This is a genomic window from Stenotrophomonas sp. FW305-3-2-15-E-LB1 (assembly GCF_058787375.1).
The window spans coordinates 77,255-96,773 of record NZ_JBYSZR010000011.1; the positions used below are offsets into that span (position 1 = coordinate 77,255).

Annotated in this window: 20 protein-coding genes and 1 tRNA gene; 13 read left to right on the top strand and 8 right to left on the bottom strand. The window is 67.6% G+C overall.

The window, feature by feature from the left end:
* Positions 1 to 5 precede the first annotated feature (5 nt).
* The 3 genes from AC3WL7_RS10430 to AC3WL7_RS10440 form a co-directional block, all read right to left on the bottom strand.
* Positions 6 to 1,148 carry a DUF3667 domain-containing protein gene (locus AC3WL7_RS10430; protein WP_492750205.1) on the bottom strand — a complete coding sequence of 381 codons (1,143 nt, stop codon included), beginning with the start codon at positions 1,146 to 1,148 and terminating at the stop codon, positions 6 to 8.
* Positions 1,149 to 1,261: 113 nt separating this feature from the next.
* Positions 1,262 to 1,708, bottom strand: coding sequence for a GNAT family N-acetyltransferase (locus AC3WL7_RS10435; protein ID WP_492750206.1), 447 nt, complete (start codon positions 1,706 to 1,708; stop codon positions 1,262 to 1,264).
* 414 nt (positions 1,709 to 2,122) lie between these two features.
* Positions 2,123 to 2,215: transfer RNA gene (locus tag AC3WL7_RS10440), tRNA-Ser, on the bottom strand.
* Positions 2,216 to 2,378: 163 nt separating this feature from the next.
* Here AC3WL7_RS10440 and dnaX point away from each other — a divergent pair.
* The 4 genes from dnaX (at position 2,379) to AC3WL7_RS10460 (ending at position 5,858) form a co-directional block, all read left to right on the top strand.
* Positions 2,379 to 4,427 carry a DNA polymerase III subunit gamma/tau gene (dnaX, locus tag AC3WL7_RS10445; protein ID WP_492750238.1) on the top strand — a complete coding sequence of 683 codons (2,049 nt, stop codon included), beginning with the start codon at positions 2,379 to 2,381 and terminating at the stop codon, positions 4,425 to 4,427.
* A 6-nt stretch (positions 4,428 to 4,433) separates the two neighbouring features.
* A complete protein-coding gene (locus AC3WL7_RS10450; RefSeq protein WP_004154630.1) occupies positions 4,434 to 4,754 on the top strand; it encodes a YbaB/EbfC family nucleoid-associated protein in 321 nt (106 codons plus the stop codon).
* Positions 4,755 to 4,838: 84 nt separating this feature from the next.
* Positions 4,839 to 5,438, top strand: coding sequence for a recombination mediator RecR (gene recR, locus AC3WL7_RS10455; protein ID WP_492750207.1), 600 nt, complete (start codon positions 4,839 to 4,841; stop codon positions 5,436 to 5,438).
* 60 nt (positions 5,439 to 5,498) lie between these two features.
* The gene (locus AC3WL7_RS10460) at positions 5,499 to 5,858 is read left to right on the top strand and encodes a histidine triad nucleotide-binding protein (RefSeq protein WP_108747771.1); all 360 of its coding nucleotides are present in this window, start codon (positions 5,499 to 5,501) and stop codon (positions 5,856 to 5,858) included.
* 103 nt (positions 5,859 to 5,961) lie between these two features.
* On the opposite strand, the gene AC3WL7_RS10465 is transcribed toward AC3WL7_RS10460, so the two are convergent.
* The 4 genes from AC3WL7_RS10465 to AC3WL7_RS10480 are packed head-to-tail and all read right to left on the bottom strand — an operon-like array spanning position 5,962 to position 10,328.
* A complete protein-coding gene (locus tag AC3WL7_RS10465) occupies positions 5,962 to 6,489 on the bottom strand; it encodes a Slp family lipoprotein (protein WP_079220835.1) in 528 nt (175 codons plus the stop codon).
* Positions 6,486 to 8,435, bottom strand: a complete 1,950-nt coding sequence (locus tag AC3WL7_RS10470; protein ID WP_492750208.1) for a transglutaminase TgpA family protein — start codon at positions 8,433 to 8,435, stop codon at positions 6,486 to 6,488. The genes AC3WL7_RS10465 and AC3WL7_RS10470 overlap by 4 nt, the downstream gene beginning before the upstream one ends.
* On the bottom strand, positions 8,428 to 9,378 hold the full coding sequence (locus AC3WL7_RS10475; protein ID WP_492750209.1) for a DUF58 domain-containing protein: 951 nt from the start codon (positions 9,376 to 9,378) through the stop codon (positions 8,428 to 8,430). Before AC3WL7_RS10475 ends, AC3WL7_RS10470 begins: the two co-directional genes overlap by 8 nt.
* Positions 9,375 to 10,328, bottom strand: coding sequence for an AAA family ATPase (locus AC3WL7_RS10480; protein WP_079225108.1), 954 nt, complete (start codon positions 10,326 to 10,328; stop codon positions 9,375 to 9,377). The genes AC3WL7_RS10475 and AC3WL7_RS10480 overlap by 4 nt, the downstream gene beginning before the upstream one ends.
* A 44-nt stretch (positions 10,329 to 10,372) precedes the next feature.
* On the opposite strand from AC3WL7_RS10480, the gene AC3WL7_RS10485 reads away from it, so the two are divergent.
* The gene (locus AC3WL7_RS10485; RefSeq protein ID WP_492750210.1) at positions 10,373 to 12,211 is read left to right on the top strand and encodes a glycosyltransferase family 39 protein; all 1,839 of its coding nucleotides are present in this window, start codon (positions 10,373 to 10,375) and stop codon (positions 12,209 to 12,211) included.
* 90 nt (positions 12,212 to 12,301) lie between these two features.
* Here the strand turns inward: AC3WL7_RS10485 and AC3WL7_RS10490 are convergent, their stop codons facing one another.
* Positions 12,302 to 12,874 (bottom strand): Maf family protein, encoded by a 573-nt coding sequence (locus AC3WL7_RS10490; RefSeq protein WP_492750211.1) that lies wholly within the window; start codon positions 12,872 to 12,874, stop codon positions 12,302 to 12,304.
* A gap of 114 nt (positions 12,875 to 12,988) precedes the next feature.
* On the opposite strand from AC3WL7_RS10490, the gene AC3WL7_RS10495 reads away from it, so the two are divergent.
* The 8 genes from AC3WL7_RS10495 (at position 12,989) to fabF (ending at position 19,458) form a co-directional block, all read left to right on the top strand.
* The gene (locus AC3WL7_RS10495) at positions 12,989 to 13,498 is read left to right on the top strand and encodes a YceD family protein (RefSeq protein ID WP_079220840.1); all 510 of its coding nucleotides are present in this window, start codon (positions 12,989 to 12,991) and stop codon (positions 13,496 to 13,498) included.
* 116 nt (positions 13,499 to 13,614) lie between these two features.
* The gene (gene rpmF, locus AC3WL7_RS10500; protein WP_004154640.1) at positions 13,615 to 13,809 is read left to right on the top strand and encodes a 50S ribosomal protein L32; all 195 of its coding nucleotides are present in this window, start codon (positions 13,615 to 13,617) and stop codon (positions 13,807 to 13,809) included.
* Between the two features lie 90 nt (positions 13,810 to 13,899).
* On the top strand, positions 13,900 to 14,880 hold the full coding sequence (locus AC3WL7_RS10505) for a beta-ketoacyl-ACP synthase III (RefSeq protein WP_079220841.1): 981 nt from the start codon (positions 13,900 to 13,902) through the stop codon (positions 14,878 to 14,880).
* Positions 14,881 to 14,954: 74 nt separating this feature from the next.
* Complete coding sequence (locus AC3WL7_RS10510) at positions 14,955 to 15,737, top strand: BUD32 family EKC/KEOPS complex subunit (RefSeq protein WP_079220842.1); 783 nt, start codon at positions 14,955 to 14,957, stop codon at positions 15,735 to 15,737.
* A 153-nt stretch (positions 15,738 to 15,890) separates the two neighbouring features.
* On the top strand, positions 15,891 to 16,835 hold the full coding sequence (fabD, locus tag AC3WL7_RS10515; protein WP_312736926.1) for an ACP S-malonyltransferase: 945 nt from the start codon (positions 15,891 to 15,893) through the stop codon (positions 16,833 to 16,835).
* 81 nt (positions 16,836 to 16,916) lie between these two features.
* Complete coding sequence (fabG, locus tag AC3WL7_RS10520; protein ID WP_079220844.1) at positions 16,917 to 17,660, top strand: 3-oxoacyl-ACP reductase FabG; 744 nt, start codon at positions 16,917 to 16,919, stop codon at positions 17,658 to 17,660.
* A gap of 153 nt (positions 17,661 to 17,813) precedes the next feature.
* Entirely contained in the window at positions 17,814 to 18,053 is a 240-nt protein-coding gene (gene acpP, locus AC3WL7_RS10525; protein ID WP_005415509.1) for an acyl carrier protein, read from the top strand.
* A gap of 142 nt (positions 18,054 to 18,195) precedes the next feature.
* Positions 18,196 to 19,458 carry a beta-ketoacyl-ACP synthase II gene (gene fabF, locus AC3WL7_RS10530; RefSeq protein ID WP_200732941.1) on the top strand — a complete coding sequence of 421 codons (1,263 nt, stop codon included), beginning with the start codon at positions 18,196 to 18,198 and terminating at the stop codon, positions 19,456 to 19,458.
* The last annotated feature ends 61 nt before the right edge of the window (positions 19,459 to 19,519 follow it).

Below are 19,519 nucleotides of genomic sequence, written 5' to 3' on the forward strand. Positions count from 1 at the left end.
GGCGGTCAGGCGGAAATGCCTGCCAGTGCCGCATACATCACCACTACGTTGACCAGGAAGAAGTAGACGCCGCCGATGAGGGCGTAGCGCAGCAGGGTCAGCAGCTTGTTGCCGCCATAGACGCGCTGCTGCATCCACAGCAGGTAGACCGGCACCGACAGCCACAACAGCGCGAGCAGCCATGGGCTGAGCGTGGTGATCAGGGGCGAGGCCAGCGCGTTGCTCATGCTGGCGACCAGGAAGGTCGCCAGCACCACCATCATCAGCCAGCAGTGGCTGTACAGCGCCACCACCAGGTGTTCGAGGTAGCCCATCGGGCGCGGGATGTAGGCGATGCGCAGGACCAGCGCGAACACCGGCATCAGGAAGAACAGCGCACCGGGCAGTGCGGTGAGGATCGCCTGCATGTACAGATCGGTCTTGCCGCCCATGCGCTGGATGTTGGCGTTGCCGTTCTGCAGGCGCCGGTTGAGCCAGTTGTTGGCGAACTGCGGCAGGCCGGCCAGCACGATGGGGTTGCTGTCTGCATCCCAGGGCTTGCCGTTGATGCTGTAGTTGAAGAACGTGCCGGAGTCGTCGCCGGGGGCGGTGGCGTCAGCGGGCGTGCCGAGTTCGGCCTTGCGCTGCGCCGCGGCTGCATTCACCGCAGCCCTGGCAATGGCCAGGCCGGGGTTGCCGGCATTGGCCGTGCCGGCCTGCTGGTCGATCAGTGCCATCTGCTGCGCGCGCACCGCCTCGACCTGCTCGGCGGTGGTGGCTTTGCCGAACAGCGAATTGCCGCTGGCGCCCACGCTGAAATCGTCAACGTGCACGAACATCTTGCCGATGAAGAACGTAAACAGCGTGAGGATGACGAACAGCCGCAACGGCTGCACGTAGCCCACCCGACGGCCCTTGAGATAGTTCAGTGCAATGCGGCCGGGCACCCACAGGTCGCGCAGCGTGCGGAAGATGCGCCCGTCCAGGTGCCAGAACGATTCGAAAACTTCCTCGATGGCGTGGCCGACATGCTTGAGCGGGTTGTGCGCGGACTGCCCGCACTGGTGGCAGTAGTGGCCATGCAGGGCGGTGTCGCAGTTCCCGCAGGTGCCATGTGCCGGGGAACCGGCGTCGGGCAGGGCGGCGTGCACGCTGTCGGTCGAGTTCATCGGGCGAAGGGCCGGGTATTGGTTGAAGGCGCCTACGATAGCGATTTTTCAGGTTTCGTTCAGCTTTTGGATCAGGGGTGTTTGTGGGTGCGCCATCCACGCATGGCGTGGATCTACCGCAGGCGTGCTTCCATGTGGACTGCGTGGATTCCTGGGCCGTGGCCGTTCGTCACCCGCTGGGTAACGCGAAAGCCCAGTGCGGCGTAGAAGCCTTCGGTGTGCTGGCTGGTACTCAACGCAACGCGCTCCACGCGGGGATCAGTGGCGGCCTGCTGCAGGCGCATCCGTGCAAGGTGGCGGCCGAGTCCTTGTCTGTGCCGGGATTTCTGGACCATCCCCCAGCAGAACCCAGCGGTGCCGTTTGCGGGCGACGACAGGCCCCCGCAGGCGACGACGCTGCCGTCGAGCTCGATGACCTGATAGGTGTGTTCGTCCGCCAGGTCGCGCAGGAACGACTCGAAGTCCGGGCGTTCCTCCGGGGCGAAATAGGTCGGCAGATTGCTGTCAAAGATCGCCAGGCAGGCGGCCAGATCGTTGCGTTGGTAGGGGCGGATCCTCATGGGGTGACCATAGCGCGTAGGGCCGGGTGGGGAAGGGCTGCCGGGTGGCGCGCCATCCACGCATGGCGTGGATCTACTGCCTTCGGGGGAGAGGCAGGCAAAGGGAGGGGCCCATTCGTTGCGCAGCAACGCATGGGGCGAAGCGCGCGCAGCGCACTTCGCGTCCCGCGCCAGACAAACGCAAAAGGGCCACCCTATGGGCGGCCCTTTTGCGTTTGTCTGGCGGAGAGAGGGGGATTGTCGGGTGCATCCATGCACCCGATCCCGATGCGCGTTGCGCCTCGGGACCAGCCTGCGGCTGTCCGGTTCTGCTCCTGCAGAACCGTCGAACCCCGGCGGGGCTTCTCACCACCCATCCCATCCGCCAGACAAACGCAAAAGGGCCACCCTATGGGCGGCCCTTTTGCGTTTGTCTGGCGGAGAGAGGGGGATTCGAACCCCCGAAGCGCGGTTTAGACGCTTACACACTTTCCAGGCGTGCTCCTTCAACCACTCGGACACCTCTCCGGATCCCTGCCATCGGCAAACGCCTCAGCAGGGGCGCAGATTCTAGCGGGCGGCGCGGCCATACACAAGCACCCCCAGTCATCGATGTGCAGTGGGCGTGCCGGAGGCGAGGGGGCTGGACAGGCATGGCACAATGGAACATCCGATGGAAGACGGTGGCCTGATGTCCTATCTCGTGCTTGCCCGCAAGTGGCGTCCGAAGCGTTTTGCCGAGCTGGTGGGCCAGGAACACGTGGTCCGTGCGCTCAGCAATGCGCTGGACAGCGGCCGGGTCCACCACGCGTTCCTGTTCACCGGTACCCGCGGCGTGGGCAAGACCACCATCGCGCGCATCTTCGCCAAGTCGCTGAACTGCGAACAGGGCACCAGCGCCGATCCGTGCGGCCAGTGTGCGGCCTGCCTGGACATCGACGCTGGCCGCTACATCGACCTGCTGGAAATCGATGCCGCGTCCAACACCGGCGTGGATGACGTGCGCGAGGTGATCGAGAACGCCCAGTACATGCCCTCCCGCGGCAAGTACAAGGTCTACCTGATCGACGAAGTGCACATGCTTTCCAAGGCAGCGTTCAACGCGCTGCTGAAGACGCTGGAAGAGCCGCCGGAGCACGTGAAGTTCCTGCTGGCCACCACCGACCCGCAGAAGCTGCCGGTCACCGTGCTCAGCCGCTGCCTGCAGTTCAACCTCAAGCGCCTGGACGAGGACCAGATCCAGGGCCAGATGACCCGCATCCTTGCCGCCGAGGAGATCGAGGCCGACGGCAGCGCCATCGTGCAGTTGGCCAAGGCCGCCGATGGCAGCCTGCGCGACGGCCTGTCGCTGCTGGACCAGGCGATCGCCTACGCCGGCGGCGCGCTGCGCGAGGACGTGGTGCGCACCATGCTGGGCACGGTCGACCGTACCCAGGTGGCCGCCATGCTCGATGCACTGGCCGAGGGCGATGGCCCGCGCCTGCTGCAGGTGGTGGCCGCGCTGGCCGAATTCTCGCCGGACTGGAGTGGCGTGCTGGAAGCGCTGGCCGAAGGCCTGCACCGCATCCAGGTGCAGCAGCTGGTGCCCGGCGCCGGCGCCCCGGCCGAAGGCCTGGATGCCGCCGCCTTCGCCGAGCGCCTGCGCCCGGAAGTGGTGCAGCTCTGGTACCAGATGGCCCTGAACGGTCGTCGTGACCTGCCGCTGGCCCCCAGCCCGCGTGCCGGCTTCGAGATGGCGGTGCTGCGCATGCTGGCGTTCCGCCCGGCTGCTGCGGTGCCGCCGGTACCGAAGACGGTCGAAGGGGCTGTTGGTGGCGGCGCCAGCGGCGGCAATGCCGGCGGTGGCCATGCCGGTGCCGGCAGCCAGGGTGCCGCGCCTGTGGCTGCGGCCGCCGCGGCGGGTCCTGTGGCCGTGGCCGAGGTGACCGCGCCGGTGCAGGCCGCGCCGCGCGAGCCTGACCCCGAACCTGAGCCGGTTCCGCAACCTGAGCCTGAGCCGGACCCGACGCCGGAGCCTGAACCGGTCCCGGTGCAGGAACCCGAGTCGCCGCCGCCGGTAAAGGCCGAAGCGGCGCCGCAGGTGGCCGCCGACGATCTGCCGCCGTGGGCCACGGATGAGGCCGAGGCGCGCGATCAGGCGCTGGCGGAGGAGATCGACGTGCCGGTCGTGATGGCCACCCCGGAAGCGGCCATGGTCGCGCCGTGGCAGGAGCCGCCGGCCCCGGCACCGGTTGCTGTGGCGGCCGAGCCGGAACGCACGTTCCAGGCCGAAGGCATCGCGATCGCCCCGGCCGCACCGAAAGCCGCACCCGCCCCGCTGGCGCAGGAGGGCGTGTCCGATCTGGCCAGCGCCGAGGACTGGCTCGATCTGGTGGCCAACAGTGGCCTGAGCGGCCCCTCGCGGCAGCTGGCGGCCAATGCCGCCTTCATCAGCTGCCAGGGCGGTACCTTGAAACTGGGCCTTTCGCCCGGATTTGAATACCTGCGTTCCGAACGCGCGCTGTCCGCCCTGGGCGAAATGCTGGAAAAGGCTCTGGGCCAGGCGCCGAGGATCGTGGTCGAGACCGTGGAAACCGAACACGTACCGGCCGAGACCCTGCACCAGCGTGCCGACCGCCAGCGTGGCGAGCGGCAACAGGCCGCCGAGGCCATTTTCATGGACGATCCGGAAGTGCAGCTGCTGATCCAGCAGCATGGCGCCCGGGTTGTTTCCGATTCCATCCGTTCTTTTGACGAGTAAGACACTATGCGCGGCAACATCGCCCAACTGATGCAGCAGGCCCAGAAGATGCAGGAAAACCTGCAGAAGGCCCAAGAAGAAATCGCCAAGATCGAAGTGACCGGCAGCGCCGGTGGCGGCATGGTCAGCGTGACCCTGACCGGCGCCAAGGAATGCCGCAAGGTGCGCATCGACCCGTCGCTGGCCAGCGATCCGGAAATGCTGGAAGACCTGATCGCCGCCGCCTTCAACGATGCGTCCAACAAGATCGACGCCGAATCGAAGTCGAAGATGGGTTCGGCCACCGCCGGCATGCAGCTGCCGCCGGGCATGAAGCTGCCGTTCTGATGTTCAGCGTGGCACCCGTGCAAGCGGGTGCCATCGACCAAGCAAATCAGTCGAGCATGGCTCGACTCTACAAAGCCTGTCGCCGTGTCCGCACCCCTGCTTGAACAACTGATCGATGCACTGCGGGTGCTGCCTGGCGTCGGCCAGAAGACCGCGCAGCGCATGGCCTACCACCTGCTCGAGCGCGAACGCGAAGGCGGGCAGCGCCTGGCCGAAGCGCTGGCGCTGGCGGTCGAACGCATCGGCCATTGCGCGCAGTGCCGCGATTTCAGCGAAACCGAGCTGTGCCCGACCTGCGCCAACAACAGTCGCGAACGCAGCCAGTTGTGCGTGGTCGAATCCCCGGCCGATCGCCTGGCCATCGAGAATGCCACCGGCTTCCGTGGCGTCTACTTCGTGCTGCAGGGCCGGCTGTCGCCACTCGATGGCGTCGGCCCGCGCGAGCTGGGCCTGGAGCAGCTGGAACAGCGGCTGGTGCAGGGCGAAGTGCAGGAACTGATCATCGCCACCAGCGCCACCGTTGAAGGCGAAGCCACCGCGCATTACCTCGCCCAGCTGGCGCGTGCGCGCCAGGTGCAGCCGAGCCGCCTGGCGCAGGGCCTGCCATTGGGTGGCGAACTGGAATACGTTGATCGCGGCACGCTGTCGCATGCGTTCGGGACGCGCAGCGAATTCCGCGATTGACCGCGGCCGCGCGTGGCGTGGCCGGCCTACAATGCGGAAGACATCCCGCCGAGGCCGACCATGAGCACCGAAACCCTCTTCAGCAAGATCATCCGTCGCGAGATCCCGGCCACCATCGTCTACGAGGATGACGAGGTGCTGGGCTTCAAGGACATCGCGCCGCAGGCGCCGGTGCACGTGCTGTTCATTCCGAAGAACGAGATCATCCCGACCCTGGACGACCTGCAGCCCTCGCAGGCACACCTGATCGGCAAGCTGGCCCTGGCCGCCGCCGCGTATGCGCGCAGCGAAGGCTTCGCCGAAGAGGGCTACCGCATCGTGATGAACTGCCGCGAGGATGCCGGGCAGACCGTGTTCCATATCCACATGCACCTGCTGGCCGGTGCGCCGCTGGGCCATTTCGGTACGCCGGGGCGTTGAGGCAGCCTTCCGTGCCGACCCACGGTTGGCACCCACCGTGGATGGCGCCAACAAAAAAGGCCGCCCGAGGGCGGCCTTCTGCATCACGTCAGCCGTCGCGGGCTTACCACCAGCCCCAGCCACGGTAGCCGCCCCAGTACGGGCCCCACGGACCCGGGCCCCACGGGCTGTACGGGTAGGGCACCACATCGACCTGGCGCTGTTCCGGCCACAGGTAGATGACGTCGGCCGAGAGCTTGGGCAGGCGGTAGTCGTACTCGCCGATGCGGGTGTTGGCGTAACCATCGATCTTGCCGATGAAGGTCACGTCACGGCCTTCCTCGAAGACGGCCGGGTCGTAGAAGCCGGCGCGGCAGGCGATGAAGCGGCCGTCGCTGGCGTCGGACGAGGTGGTGTTCGGGCGGCCACTGCCATTGAGCGGGCGCGAGATGATCTGGAAGCAGGTCTCGCCCTGGCCGGGCTGGGTTTCAATGATGCGGCCACCCCAGCGAACGGGGGTGCCGACCTGCTGGGTGGCAACCGAGTCGCGCGGGGAAACCACGCTGAACTGGCCCTGCAGCGGCTTGGGGGCCGTGGCGCAGGCCGACAGGGCCAGGGCGGCCACGGCGGTGAGAAGGAACTTGGTGTTCATGAAGTAGCTCCGGAAGTCGGGCGATGCCTGCGCAGGTCCCGCAATAATGGGGCGAGCTCGGTTCGAGTGCCAGCGTAGCGCGCTTCGACGAAACGCTGGCTGAGTGCGATGAGGCCCGGATCGGGGCGCTGGGCGTGCACCCGCTGGGCCCAGGCCAGGGCCGGTTCGTGCGCCTCGCGGGCCAGCCCCAGCCGTGCGTAGCGACGGCCCAGCCGGTGCCAGGCGCGCAGCAAGGGGTCGCGCTCGCGTTCGCCACGGGCCAGCAGCCAGGCCATCCAGCCCAGCGCCAGCATGGCGGCCGCCACGAACCCGGCCAGCAGCTGGCCCGGGCCCAGGTCATCCAGGCCCAGCGGCTGCAGCAGCTGCTGCTGGCGGCGCGCGTCGAAGGACAGCACCAGGTCGTTCCAGCCCCGGCGCAGCCAGTCGCCGAGCTGGCCAGCCTGCAGCCAGCGCTGCTGCAGATTGAGGTCGCCGCCTTCGGGAAGGCGGTCTTCCAGCGTATCGAGGATGCGCTCGGGCGCCACCGCTGCGGTCGGGTCCACCCGCACCCAGCCACGCTGGGGCAGCCAGACCTCGGCCCAGGCATGGGCATCCATGCGCCGCACCACCCAGTAGTCACCCACCCGGTTGCGGGTGCCGCCGGCGAAGCCGGTCACCACGCGCGCGGGAACGCCGGCATTGCGCATCAGCACCACGAAGGCCGAACTGAAGTGCTGGCAGAAGCCGGCCTTGTAGCCGAACAGGAACTCATCCACCGGGTCGCGCCCGGGCGGCGGCGTCACCAGCGTGTAGGAGAAATCAGCCTTGATCCAGTCCAGCGCACGGCGGACCACGGCAGCATCGTCGGTGCCGGCTTCCTGCCGCCACTGCTGGGCCAGCGCCGCGGTGCGCGGGTTGAAGTTGGCCGGCAGCTGCAGCGCCGCCCGCCGCTGGTTGTCCGGCAGGTCGGCATCGAAGCGTGCTGCGGGTGCCGAGTGCAGGCGCCAGCGGCTCAGCGCCGACAGCGTGCGCTGGCTGGCCAGGCTCATCTCGGCATTGAGCATCGCGCCTTCCGGCGCTGCCGTGGGCAGGTCCAGCGCAACCAGCAGGCGGCGGTCCGTGGGCTCGTAGTCGATCTGGTAGTCCCAGCCCTGGCCTTCGTGCGCCACCTGCGGCATGGGCCGGTAATCGGCGTTGCGGTCGCGCGTCCAGACGTGGCCATCGAACCGGCTCAGCACCGGTCCGCGCCAGTAGCGCTGCTCCGGTTGGGGCGCGGCACCGAAGAACTGCACGCGCAGCGCCGGGGTGTCGTCGGCCATCAGGTCCAGCCACTGGTCCGGCTCCATCGATTCGGACAGGCCCGGCGTGCCGACCGCGCGCTCGGGCACGCCCCACAGCGGCGAGGTCAGCCGCGGGAACAGCCAGAAGCAGGCCAACGCCAGCGGCAGGCCGATCAGCAGCAGGCGGCCGACGCCGCGCACCTGGCCAGTGAGCGGCAGCGGCGCGCTGCGGCCTTCGTTGTGGGCCAGCCGCTGCAGGGCGAGCAGGGCGGTGACGCCGGCCAGCGCGGCCAGCAGGGTGGTCAGCGGCCCCTGGTCGAGCAGGAAGGCGGCAAACGGCGCGAACAGGGCGAAGCCGAGCAGGCTGCGTGCATCGCGTACGCTGCGCAGCTCGCTGGATTTGATCGCCAGCATCGCTGCCAGCAGCGCGCAGCCGGTGTCGCGCCCCGGGCGCACCGCGCCCATCTGCCAGACGATGGCACCCAGCATGGCCAGCACCAGCAGCAGGCGCACCGGTATGGGCAGTACCCCTCGCAGCGACAGCGCAGCGGTGGCCACGCCCGCCACCGCGATCAGTGCCGCCAGCGGCCCGGGCAGCTGCAGCAGCAGGGGCAGCAGTGCCAGCGCAGCGCTGGCCAGGGTCCAGCCGCGTGCATTGCGATCCAGCAGGAGGGCGGGCTCAGTCATGGGGCATCAGTGCCAGTGCGCGCAGGCACGCTTGATGGTGGCTCGCGCCTTGGCCGGGGCCGAGCGCGGGCTGGCCGGGCAGCAGCAGCGTGTAGCGGCGCCCCTCGCGTTCGGCGCTGTCGACCCAGCGCGCCAGGCGCGAAATGCGCACTTCCGTCGGCAGCGTGGCCAGTGCACGCCAGTCCAGCACCACTTCGATGCCGACCGGCTTTTCGTATTCGCGTACCAGCAGGGTGTCGCGCCGTGCCGAGTGTTTCCAGGCGATGCTGCGCGGCGGGTCGCCGGCGCGGTACGGGCGCAGCTGGTGCAGTTCTTCGCCGCTGGCATGGGCGCGGGTGTGCAGCGGGTCGCTGCCCTGTTCGGGCAGGGGCTGCGCCACCGCTTCGGCCACCGGGTGCACCAGCAGCGGTTGTTCCGGCCACACCCAGGACCATGCGCGCACCAGGCCCAGCGGCTGCGTGCTGGACAGGCGGATGCGTGGCAGGTCGAGCCAGCCACGGCGTTCGGTGGGTACGTCCAGTTCCACTTCGCCCCGGCCGTGTGCGGGAAGGTCGGTCCAGGCCTGGCTGTCGCCGACCTGCAGTTCCAGGCCGTGCCGCGGCCGCGGATCGCGCAGCGACAGGTCCACGCGCAGGCGCAGTGGCTGGCCGGCAGGCACCGGTTCGGCCGAGATCGCATCGACCTGCACGCCCGACAGCTGCAGGTGGGCGGCGATGGTGCTGGCGATGGCGGCTGCCGCCAACAGCAACGCCAGCAGCAGGGCCGGGTTGTTGTTGTAGTTCAGTGCGCCCAGCAGCATGGCCGACAGCAACACGGCCACGAACAGCCCGAAGCGCGTGGGCAGCACATAGATGCGCCGGCGGTGGAGCCGCTGCGGCAATGCTTCGGGCGTGCGCGGGCGCGCCAGGCGCATCAGGCGTGAGCCGCGTGCAGGCATCCTCAATCCACCGCGACGGTCTGCAGGATCGCGCGCGCCAGCGCCGGCCCCGTGTTCGATTCGGACTCGCCGACCAGGCGGTGGCCGGCCACGGCGACGAACAGGGTCTGCACGTCTTCAGGCACCACGTGGCCGCGGCCGAGCAGCAGCGCGTGCGCCTTGGCGGCGCGCAGCAGGGCCAGGCCGGCACGTGGCGACAGGCCCACGCGCACGCCGGCATGCTGGCGGCTGCGGGTCAGCAGGGCCTGCACGTAATCCACCAGGGCGTCGCTGACATGGATCTGGCTGACTGCAGCACGCAGTTCGCGCACCTGGTTGTCATCCAGCTGCGGCACGGCACGCGCGATCAGGTCGCGGCGGTCGGTGCCGCGCAGTAGTTCGCGCTCGGCCTGCGGGCTGGGGTAGCCCATGGCCAGCCGCAGCAGGAAGCGGTCCAGCTGCGAATCGGGCAGCGGGAACGTGCCGGAGAGATCGACCGGATTCTGCGTGGCGATCACGAAGAACGGATCGGGCAGCGGATGGGTCTGCCCGTCCAGGGTTACCTGCTGTTCGGCCATCGCCTCCAGCAATGCGCTCTGCGTGCGCGGCGGCGCGCGGTTGATCTCGTCGGCCAGCAGCACGTGCGAGAACACCGGGCCGGGGTGGAACTGGAACTGGCGCGTACCGGCGTCGTAGACCGATACGCCCAGCACATCGGCCGGCAGCAGGTCTGAAGTGAACTGCACGCGCTGGAAGCTCAAGCCCAGGCTGCTGGCCAGTGCATGGGCCAGCGTTGTCTTGCCCAGGCCGGGCAGATCTTCGATGAGCAGATGGCCACCGGACAGCAGGGCGACGAAAGCCAGCCTGACTTCCGGCACCTTGCCGAGCACCAGTGCATTGACCTGATCCTGTGCCTCCCGCAGGGCCTGGCGCAGTTGATCGGTTAGCATGCTGGGCATGGGGGACGGAGCTGGCATGGTCGTCTCACGTTCGGGAACCATTCGATTCTATCCATAGAGCAATGCAGGGCGAACAACGCGCACGCACGATTTTTCTCTGGTTGTGGACGCTGGTCACAGCGGCCAAGCTGCTTGTGGCCGCACGTCTGCCTTTGTTCGTGGACGAAGCGTTCTACTGGCAGGAAGGCCAGCACCTGGCCGCCGCGTACTCCGACCTGCCCGGGCTGACCGCGTGGCTGGCGCGCCTGGGCGTGGAGATCGGCGGCCATCACGTACTGGCACTGCGTCTTCCGTTCCTGGCCATCGGCGCCCTGTTGCCACTGCTGGTCATGCGCATCGCCACGCGCTGGTTCGGGAACGTGGCCGGCTGGCAGGCGGGCAGCCTGACCCTGCTGATGCCGTTGTCGGCCACGCTGGGCCTGCTGGCCGTGCCCGATGTGCCGATGGCACTGGCCGCGGTGCTGTGCCTGGATGCCGGCGCGCGCCTGCTGCGCAACGTCGATGCGTCCTCGGCCATCATGCTGGGCCTGGGCCTGCTGATCGGCGCGCTCAGCCATTACCGCTTCATCGGCGTGATCGGCGTCGGCTTCATCGCGCTGCTGGCACTGCCGCAGGGCCGGCGGATGCTGACCGACCCGCGCGTGTGGGTGGCGCTGGCGGTGGGCGTGCTGGCCTGGTTGCCGCTGCTGGCCTGGAATGCCGACAACCATGATGCCGGCCTGAAATTCCAGGTGGTCGAGCGCCATCCCTGGGCGTTCGAGTGGCGGGGTCTGTGGTTCCTGGTCATCCAGCCGATGCTGGTCACGCCCATCCTGTGCATCGCGATGTGGAAAGTGGCGCTGGCCGGTACGCGCAGTGGTGGTGGCGCGCGCGTGCAGTGGCGCTACTTCGGCCTGGTCGGTGGCGTGTCCACCCTGGGCATCTTCCTGCTGGGCTTCTTCACCGATGTCGAGCGCATCAGCTTCCACTGGCCGCTGCCCGGCTACCTGGCGCTGCTGGTGGCGGTGCCGGTGGTGCTCAACGGCTGGCCGCGCTGGCTGCGCCGTACCGGCTGGTGGCTGGCCGGCATCGGCATGGCGCTGTCCTTCGGCTATTACCTGATGGCATCCACGCCCTCGCTGCGCGAGCAGCTGGCCGGTGACAAGTACTACCCGCGCAACTTCGCCGGCTGGGAGCCGCTGGCGGCCGCCGTGCGCGACGAACTGGCACAGATGCCGGAAGGCACGCGCGTGCTGGCCGGCAACTTCAAGGTGGGTGCCGAGCTCGGCTTCCAGCTGGGCGACGCCGACATCCTGGTGCTGCCGCACCCGCTGAATGACAAGCACGGGCGCACCGCGCAGCTGGCGCAGTGGGGCCAGGTGCACGAAGGCGAGCGCAGTGGGCCGATGCTGCTGGTGCTGTCGCCCAGCGACCAGCGCTTCCGCGATCTGGTGCCGCGCTACCACGCGGTCTGCGCACAGGTCGGGCCGCTGCCGCCGCCGCGGGTGGTCAGCAACGATCACGGCTTTCAGCGCTTCCTGTTGTTCCGCCTGCCTGCGCAGCGTGCCGAGGGCGAGTGCGTGACGCCGGCGGTGGCCTATCTCGATTCGCCGGGCAATGGCGAAGCGGTGTCGGGCACGTTGGCGGTGAAGGGGTGGGCGTTCAAGGACGGCGTCGGCCTGGCGCGCGTGGAAGTGCTGGTGGACGGGCAGTCGGTGGGCGATGCCCAGTACGGCCGCGAGCTCGACATCCGGCCGATGTGGCCGATGTCCAACGACCCGCAGCACCCGAATGCCGGCTTCGATGCCAGCGTGGAGACGCTGGGGCTGTCACCCGGCCGGCATTGGCTGGGCCTGCGCCTGCATGGCCGCGATGGCAGCGTGGAGGACTGGCAGGAACAGCCGTTCGAGGTGGGTCGGTAGCTCTTGTAGAGTCGAGCTTGCTCGACTGCCTTGAACATCCAGTCGAGCAAGCTCGACTCTACGAAGAGGTAGCCGAGCATGGGCTCGGCTCTACGGCACTGCGAACCCGGCCCGGCGCAGCAGTGCACACAGGGCAATCAGCGGCAGGCCGATCAGGGCGGTGGGATCGCGGTTGTCGATCGCTTCGAACAGGCTGATGCCCAGGCCTTCGCACTTGAAGCTGCCGGCGCAGTCCAGCGGTTGTTCGGCGGCCACGTAGCGGGCAATTTCCCCGGCCTGCAGCGGGCGGAAGCGCACTTCGGTCAGGTCCATCGCCGCAAACGATTCTCCATCGCGCGTGAGACTGATGGCCGTATGGAAGCGCACCGTCTGCCCGGCCATCGCCGCCAGCTGCGCGCAGGCGGCCTCGACCGTGCCGGGCTTGCCCAGCGGCTGTCCATTCAGGTCCGCCACCTGGTCCGAGCCAATCACCCACGCGCCGGGGTGCCGTGCGGCGACCTCGGCGGCCTTCGCGGCCGCCAACCGTCCGGCCAGGGCCAGTGGCGCCTCGCCGGCCTGCGGGGTCTCGTCCACCTCCGGGCGTGCGCAGTCGAAGGGCAGGCCGAGGCGCTGCAGCAGCTCGCGGCGGTAGCGGGAGGTGGAGGCCAGGAGCAGGGCAGACATGCGACAATTCCGGGGCAGGGCGCGGCAGTCTGGCCCGGCATCGGCGCTGCCAGCAAGACCCTGTATGGCGGGCATTTGACAGCGGCGCTCCCGATCCTTAGTATTCAGCGGCTTATGTCCGCGAACGTGCCCGAAACGCTGGATGCTTGGCGGATGGTCGTAGCGCGAAGGCGCTTCGACGGCCAGGTCTCTTTGGCTGATTTGACTCGCCTGCAAGGGTTGGTCGCCGATACCGACGGTGAGTGCAATTACTCGCTTGAATTCGGTCGCGACGACATCTTGCGGGTATCCTATGTGGAACTGACCATCGATACCGCGTTGCCGCTGACCTGTCAGCGCAGCATGCAGCGATTCCTGTTGCCGGTGAAGATGACCCAGAGGCTTGGCCTGATCCGCGACGAGGACGAGGAATCGTCCCTGCCCGAGGAGTACGAGGCGTTGCTGGTGCCGGAAGATGGGCAGCTGCGTCCGCTGGACCTGGTCGAAGATGAATTGGTGCTGGCAGTACCGGTGGTACCGCTGTCGCCGGACGGTGAGGCAGTCAACAAGGACTGGGCACCGACCGAAGAAGAAACAAAGCAGGCCAACCCGTTTGCGGCGTTGGCGGCACTGAAGAAAGAGTAGAAGCATTAGCAGCCGGATTGTCGTCGGCGGCTGCGGCGAAAGCGAAAGTGTGCTGGGCGCTGGCGTCCTGCGCGACGATACGACGAAGCAAATCGAACCGAGTTTGGAGCAATCCCATGGCTGTCCAGAAATCCCGTGTCACCCCGTCCCGCCGCGGTATGCGCCGTGCGCATGACGCCCTGAGCGCCAAGCAGCTGTCGACCGACCCGACCACCGGCGAAGTGCACCTGCGTCACCACATCACTGCTGACGGTTTCTACCGCGGCAAGAAGGTCATCCAGACCAAGACCTCGGCCGTCGAAGAAGATTGATGTGCCGGAAGGCCGCTGCCCCAGGGCAGCGGCCTTTGCCTTCTTCCCCGGGCATGCCGGTGATCGGCAGCCTGCGCAACAGGAAACATGATGAGCAAGCGGATCTACTCGAGGATCGCGGGCACCGGTAGCTATTTGCCGGAAAAAGTCCTGACCAACGCCGACCTGGAAAAAATGGTCGAAACCTCGGATGAGTGGATCCAGTCGCGCACCGGTATTCGTGAACGGCACATCGCGGCCGAAGGCGAAACCACCAGCGACCTCGGCTACCACGCCGCGGTGCGTGCGCTTGAAGCGGCCGGTATCGACGCTTCCCAGCTCGACATGATCGTGGTCGGTACGACCACCCCTGACCTTATTTTCCCGTCCACCGCGTGCCTGATCCAGGCCAAGCTCGGTGCGTCGGGCTGCCCCGCCTTCGACGTCAACGCGGCCTGTTCGGGCTTCGTGTTCGCGCTCAGCGTGGCCGACAAGTTCATCCGTTCCGGTGACGCCCGCCATGTGCTGGTGATCGGCGCCGAAACGCTGACCCGCATCGTCGACTGGGAAGACCGCACCACCTGCGTGCTGTTCGGCGACGGTGCCGGCGCGGTCGTGCTCAAGGCCGACGAAGAAACCGGCATCCTCAGCACCCACCTGCATTCCGATGGCAGCAAGAAAGAGCTGCTGTGGAACCCGGTCGGCGTGTCGGTCGGTTTCAAGGATGGCAGCGGCAACGGCGGCGGCACCATCAACATGAAGGGCAACGACGTGTTCAAGTACGCCGTCAAGGCGCTGGACTCGGTCGTGGACGAAACCCTGGAGGCCAATGGCCTGGGCAAGTCTGATCTGGATTGGCTGATCCCGCACCAGGCCAACCTGCGCATCATCGAAGCCACCGCCAAGCGGCTGGACATGTCGATGGACCAGGTCGTGGTCACCGTCGACCGCCATGGCAACACCTCCTCCGGCTCGGTGCCGCTGGCGCTGGACGCCGCGGTGCGTTCGGGCAAGGTCGAGCGCGGCCAGCTGCTGCTGCTGGAAGCCTTCGGTGGCGGCTTCACGTGGGGTTCGGCCCTGCTGCGCTATTGATAGCGTAGTTACGACAACGTGAAGTCTGTCGTTACGGCCCCTCTGGGGCCGTAACGCGTTTCAGGAGATCCGTCATGGTTGAGCCCATCGTCATCGAAGGGCAGCGCGCCTGGCTGAAGCAGTACGGCAAGGGAAGCCGCGCATTCGCCTTGGGCCTGCTCAATTTCATCGCCCGCCGCTTCCACCTCGATGCCCTGCGTCCGCCGCCGCACCGCGGGGGAGATGCTGCGTGCAAAACCGAGGCGCGCCGCCTGGGCGAGCTGCACGCGCAGGGCGTCAACGTGCCTGAAGTGATCGGCAGCGGCCACGCCGCGCTGGTGATCGGCGACAACGGCGGGTCCTTCAATACCTGCCTGCGCGAAGCCGATGATGCCGGTCGTGACCGGCTGGTGGCGGCGGCCATGAAGGCGCTCGCCGAGGCCCATGGCCGTGGCGCGTATTTCGGCCAGCCGGTGCCGCGCAACCTCACCTGGGACGGGCAGAACGTGGGCTTCATCGATTTCGAGGAAGACCCGCTGGAAGTGATGGACCTGGCCGAGGCGCAGGCGCGCGACTGGCTGATGTTCGGCTATGGCGTGGCCAAGTACTACGCCGACCGGCCGCAGCACCTGCAGGCGATGATGGCCGAGGCCATGAATGGCGTGCAGGCGCCGGTGCGCGCGCACGTGCATTCGGTCAGTGGCCGGCTGCAGGGCCTGGCCCGGGTCTGCATGAAGCTGGGCCGCTCGGCGCGCGCGCTGGCGCAGTCGATCTTCATCACCCATGGCGCCACCACGCTGGGCCTGATCATGGTGGTGGGCCTGTGCGTGGACTGGTTCGCCGATGGCGAGCTGGACGTCCTGCAGCTGTTCTGCTGATTGCATCCGCCGGGCATGGCCCGGCGCTACCCCAAACCGTTCGCCGGGCATGGCCCGGCGGACTCCATACGCCCTGCATACGCGCACGTACAGACGACACGGGGGATTCGCCCTTATCATGGCCCGCTTCGATTGCAACAAGCGGATGACCGCGTGACCGTATCCACCCTCGCATTTGTCTTCCCCGGTCAGGGCTCGCAGTCCGTGGGCATGCTGGCCGAGCTGGCCGAGCTGCACCCGCAGGTGCGTGAAGCCTTCACCGAAGCATCCGATGGTGCCGGCGTCGACCTGTGGGCGCTGTCCCAGGGTGGCCCGGAGGAAATGCTCAACCGTACCGAATACACCCAGCCGGCCCTGCTGGCCGCAAGCATCGGCGCATGGCGCGCCTGGAACGCCGCAGGCGGTCCGCGCCCGTCGGTCCTGGCTGGCCACAGCCTGGGCGAATACACCGCGCTGGTCGCTGCCGGCGCACTCAGCCTGCATGACGGTGCGCACCTGGTGCGTCTGCGCGGCCAGCTGATGCAGGAAGCCGCGCCGGCCGGCGTCGGTGCCATGGCCGCTGTGCTCGGTGCCGAGGACCAGCTGGTGCTGGACGTCTGCGCCGAAGCGGCGGGCAGCCAGATCGTGGTGCCGGCCAACTTCAACTCGCCGGGCCAGATCGTCATCGGTGGCGACGCTGCCGCGGTCGACCGCGCGCTGGCGCTGCTGGCTGAAAAGGGCGTGCGCAAGGCGGTGAAGCTGGCCGTCAGCGTGCCCTCGCACACCCCGCTGATGCGCGAAGCCGCCAACCGCCTGGCCGAAGTGATGGCCGGCCTGTCCTGGCAGGCACCGCAGCTGCCGGTGGTGCAGAACGTCGATGCCAAGGTGCATGACGGCGTCGATGCCATCCGTACCGCGCTGGTGCAGCAGCTGTACCAGCCGGTGCAGTGGACTGGTTGCGTGCAGGCCCTGGCGGCCCGTGGCATCACCCAGATCGCCGAGTGTGGCCCGGGCAAGGTGCTCACCGGTCTGGTCAAGCGCATCGACAAGTCCATCGACGGCCGTTCCCTGGCGACCCCGGGCGACTTCGAAGGCGCCCGCGAGGCGTGGTCGGCCTGATCCCCCTGTTCCTGCCGACCGTGCCGGTGGCCGCTGCAAGCGGCACGGGCGCGGTCGCTGCCCACGTTTGAGGACAACATCATGAGCAAGCCCCTGCAGGGTGAAATCGCACTGGTCACTGGCGCCAGCCGTGGCATTGGTGCCGCCATCGCCGATCTGCTGGCCGCCCAGGGCGCCACCGTCATCGGCACCGCCACCACCGAATCCGGCGCTGCCGCGATCGGCGAGCGCCTGGCGGCCCACGGCGGCCACGGCCGCGCGCTGAACGTCACCGACGCTGCCGCGCTGGACAGCGTGCTGGACGGCATCGCCAAGGAATTCGGCGCCATCTCGATCCTGGTCAACAACGCGGGCATCACCCGCGACAACCTGCTGATGCGCATGAAGGAAGACGATTGGGCGTCGATCATCGACACCAACCTGACCAGCGTGTTCCGCACCAGCAAGGCGGTCATGCGCGGCATGATGAAGGCGCGCAAGGGCCGCATCATCAACATCGCATCGGTGGTGGGCGTGACCGGCAATGCCGGCCAGGCCAACTACGCTGCGGCCAAGGCCGGCATCATCGGTTTCAGCAAGTCGCTGGCCAAGGAAATCGGCTCGCGCGGCGTCACCGTCAATGTCGTCGCCCCCGGCTTCATCGACACCGACATGACCAAGGCGCTGCCGGAAGAAGCCCGCACCGCCCTGATCAACGACATCGCCCTCGAACGCCTCGGTTCGCCGGAAGACATCGCCCATGCGGTGGCCTTCCTGGCCAGCCCGGCGGCCGGCTACATCACCGGCGAAACCCTCCATGTGAACGGCGGCATGTACATGCCGTAAGCAAGGGGCGCACGGATTGCGCCGCAAGTGGTTGATCTGCTGGGTTTTTTGCACCTATGCAAGGCCCCGCCGGTTTCCACTACACTATCCCACGGCCATCGCCATCCGATGGCGACCACTTTTGAACCACTACTCCATCTGGAGCGATACCCCATGAGCACCATCGAAGAACGCGTCAAGAAAATCGTCGTCGAACAGCTTGGCGTCAAGGAAGAAGAAGTCACCAACAGCGCATCGTTCGTCGATGACCTGGGCGCTGACTCGCTGGACACCGTTGAGCTGGTGATGGCCCTGGAAGAAGAGTTCGAGTGCGAGATCCCGGACGAAGAAGCCGAGAAGATCAGCACCGTGCAGGCCGCCATCGACTACATCAAGGCCCACGTCAAGGCCTGATGTCAGACGGCAGTGCGCGCGCGGGTTCCGCTCGCCGCGCACCGCACCCCATGGGGCCGCAGTTGCGGCCCCGTGTGTTTGAGCATCACACCGCAGTAGAACCGAGTTGCCCGTTGACATCATCGGGTCAGGAGAATCAGCAATGAAGCGTCGCGTCGTCGTAACCGGCCTGGGTATCGTCTCGCCGTTGGGCAATGATCTGGCCAGCAGCTGGGAAGGCATCACCCAGGGTCGTTCGGGCATCGGTCCGCTGACCAACGTTTCTGATGCCTACCTGGATCGGTTCACCACCAAGATTGCAGGTGAGGTCAAAGGCTTTGACATCACCGCCGACAACGAACTGTTCGGCAAGTACCGGGTCAGCGGCAAGGATGCCAAGAAGATGGACCCGTTCATCCATTACGGCCTCGGTGCCTCCTTCATGGCCCTGCATGATGCGGGCCTGGAGATCACCGAAGCCAATGCCGAGCGCATCGGCGCCATCGTCGGCGCCGGCATCGGCGGCCTGCTGGGCATCGAAGAGCAGACCATCGATTTCCACGAGGGCAAGAAGATCTCGCCCTTCTACGTGCCCAAGACCATCATCAACATGCTGCCGGGCCAGCTGAGCATCATCACCGGCCTGAAGGGCCCGTCGTTCTCGGCGGTCTCGGCGTGCGCGACCTCGAACCATTCGATCGGTACCGCGATGCGCATGATCCAGTACGGCGATGCCGACGTGATGGTGGCCGGTGGCGCCGAGCGCGGTTCCTCGCCGACCGCCCTGGGCGGCTTCTGCGCGATGAAGGCCATGAGCACCCGCAACGATGCCCCGGAACAGGCCTCGCGCCCGTGGGACAAGGACCGCGACGGCTTCGTGCTGGGTGACGGCGCCGGCATCCTGGTGCTGGAAGAGTACGAGCACGCCAAGGCCCGTGGCGCGAAGATCTACTGCGAACTGGCCGGCTTCGGTGCCAGCTCGGACGCGTACCACATGACCGCCCCGAGCGAGAACGGCGAAGGCGCTGCCCGCTGCATGGCCATGGCCATGCGCGACGCCGGCGTGACCCCGGAACAGGTCGGTTACCTCAACGCACACGGCACCTCCACGCCGCTGGGCGACCTGGGCGAAACCATGGCCATGAAGGCCGCCTTCGGCGACCACGCCTACAAGATGATGGTCAGCTCCACCAAGTCGATGACCGGCCACCTGCTGGGTGCTGCTGGCGGCGTGGAAGCGATCTTCTCGGTGATGGCGCTGCAGGACAACGTCATCCCGCCGACCATCAATCTGGAACAGCCGGGCGAAGGCTGCGATCTGGACTACGTGCCCAACGAAGCACGCCAGGCCAAGGTCGACGTGGTGATGTCCAATGGCTTCGGCTTCGGCGGCACCAACGGCACGCTGATCTTCAAGCGCGTCTGACCAAGGTGTGGCGCCGGGCCATTGCCCGGCACCGCCTTGGTAGAGTCGACTGTCAGTCGAC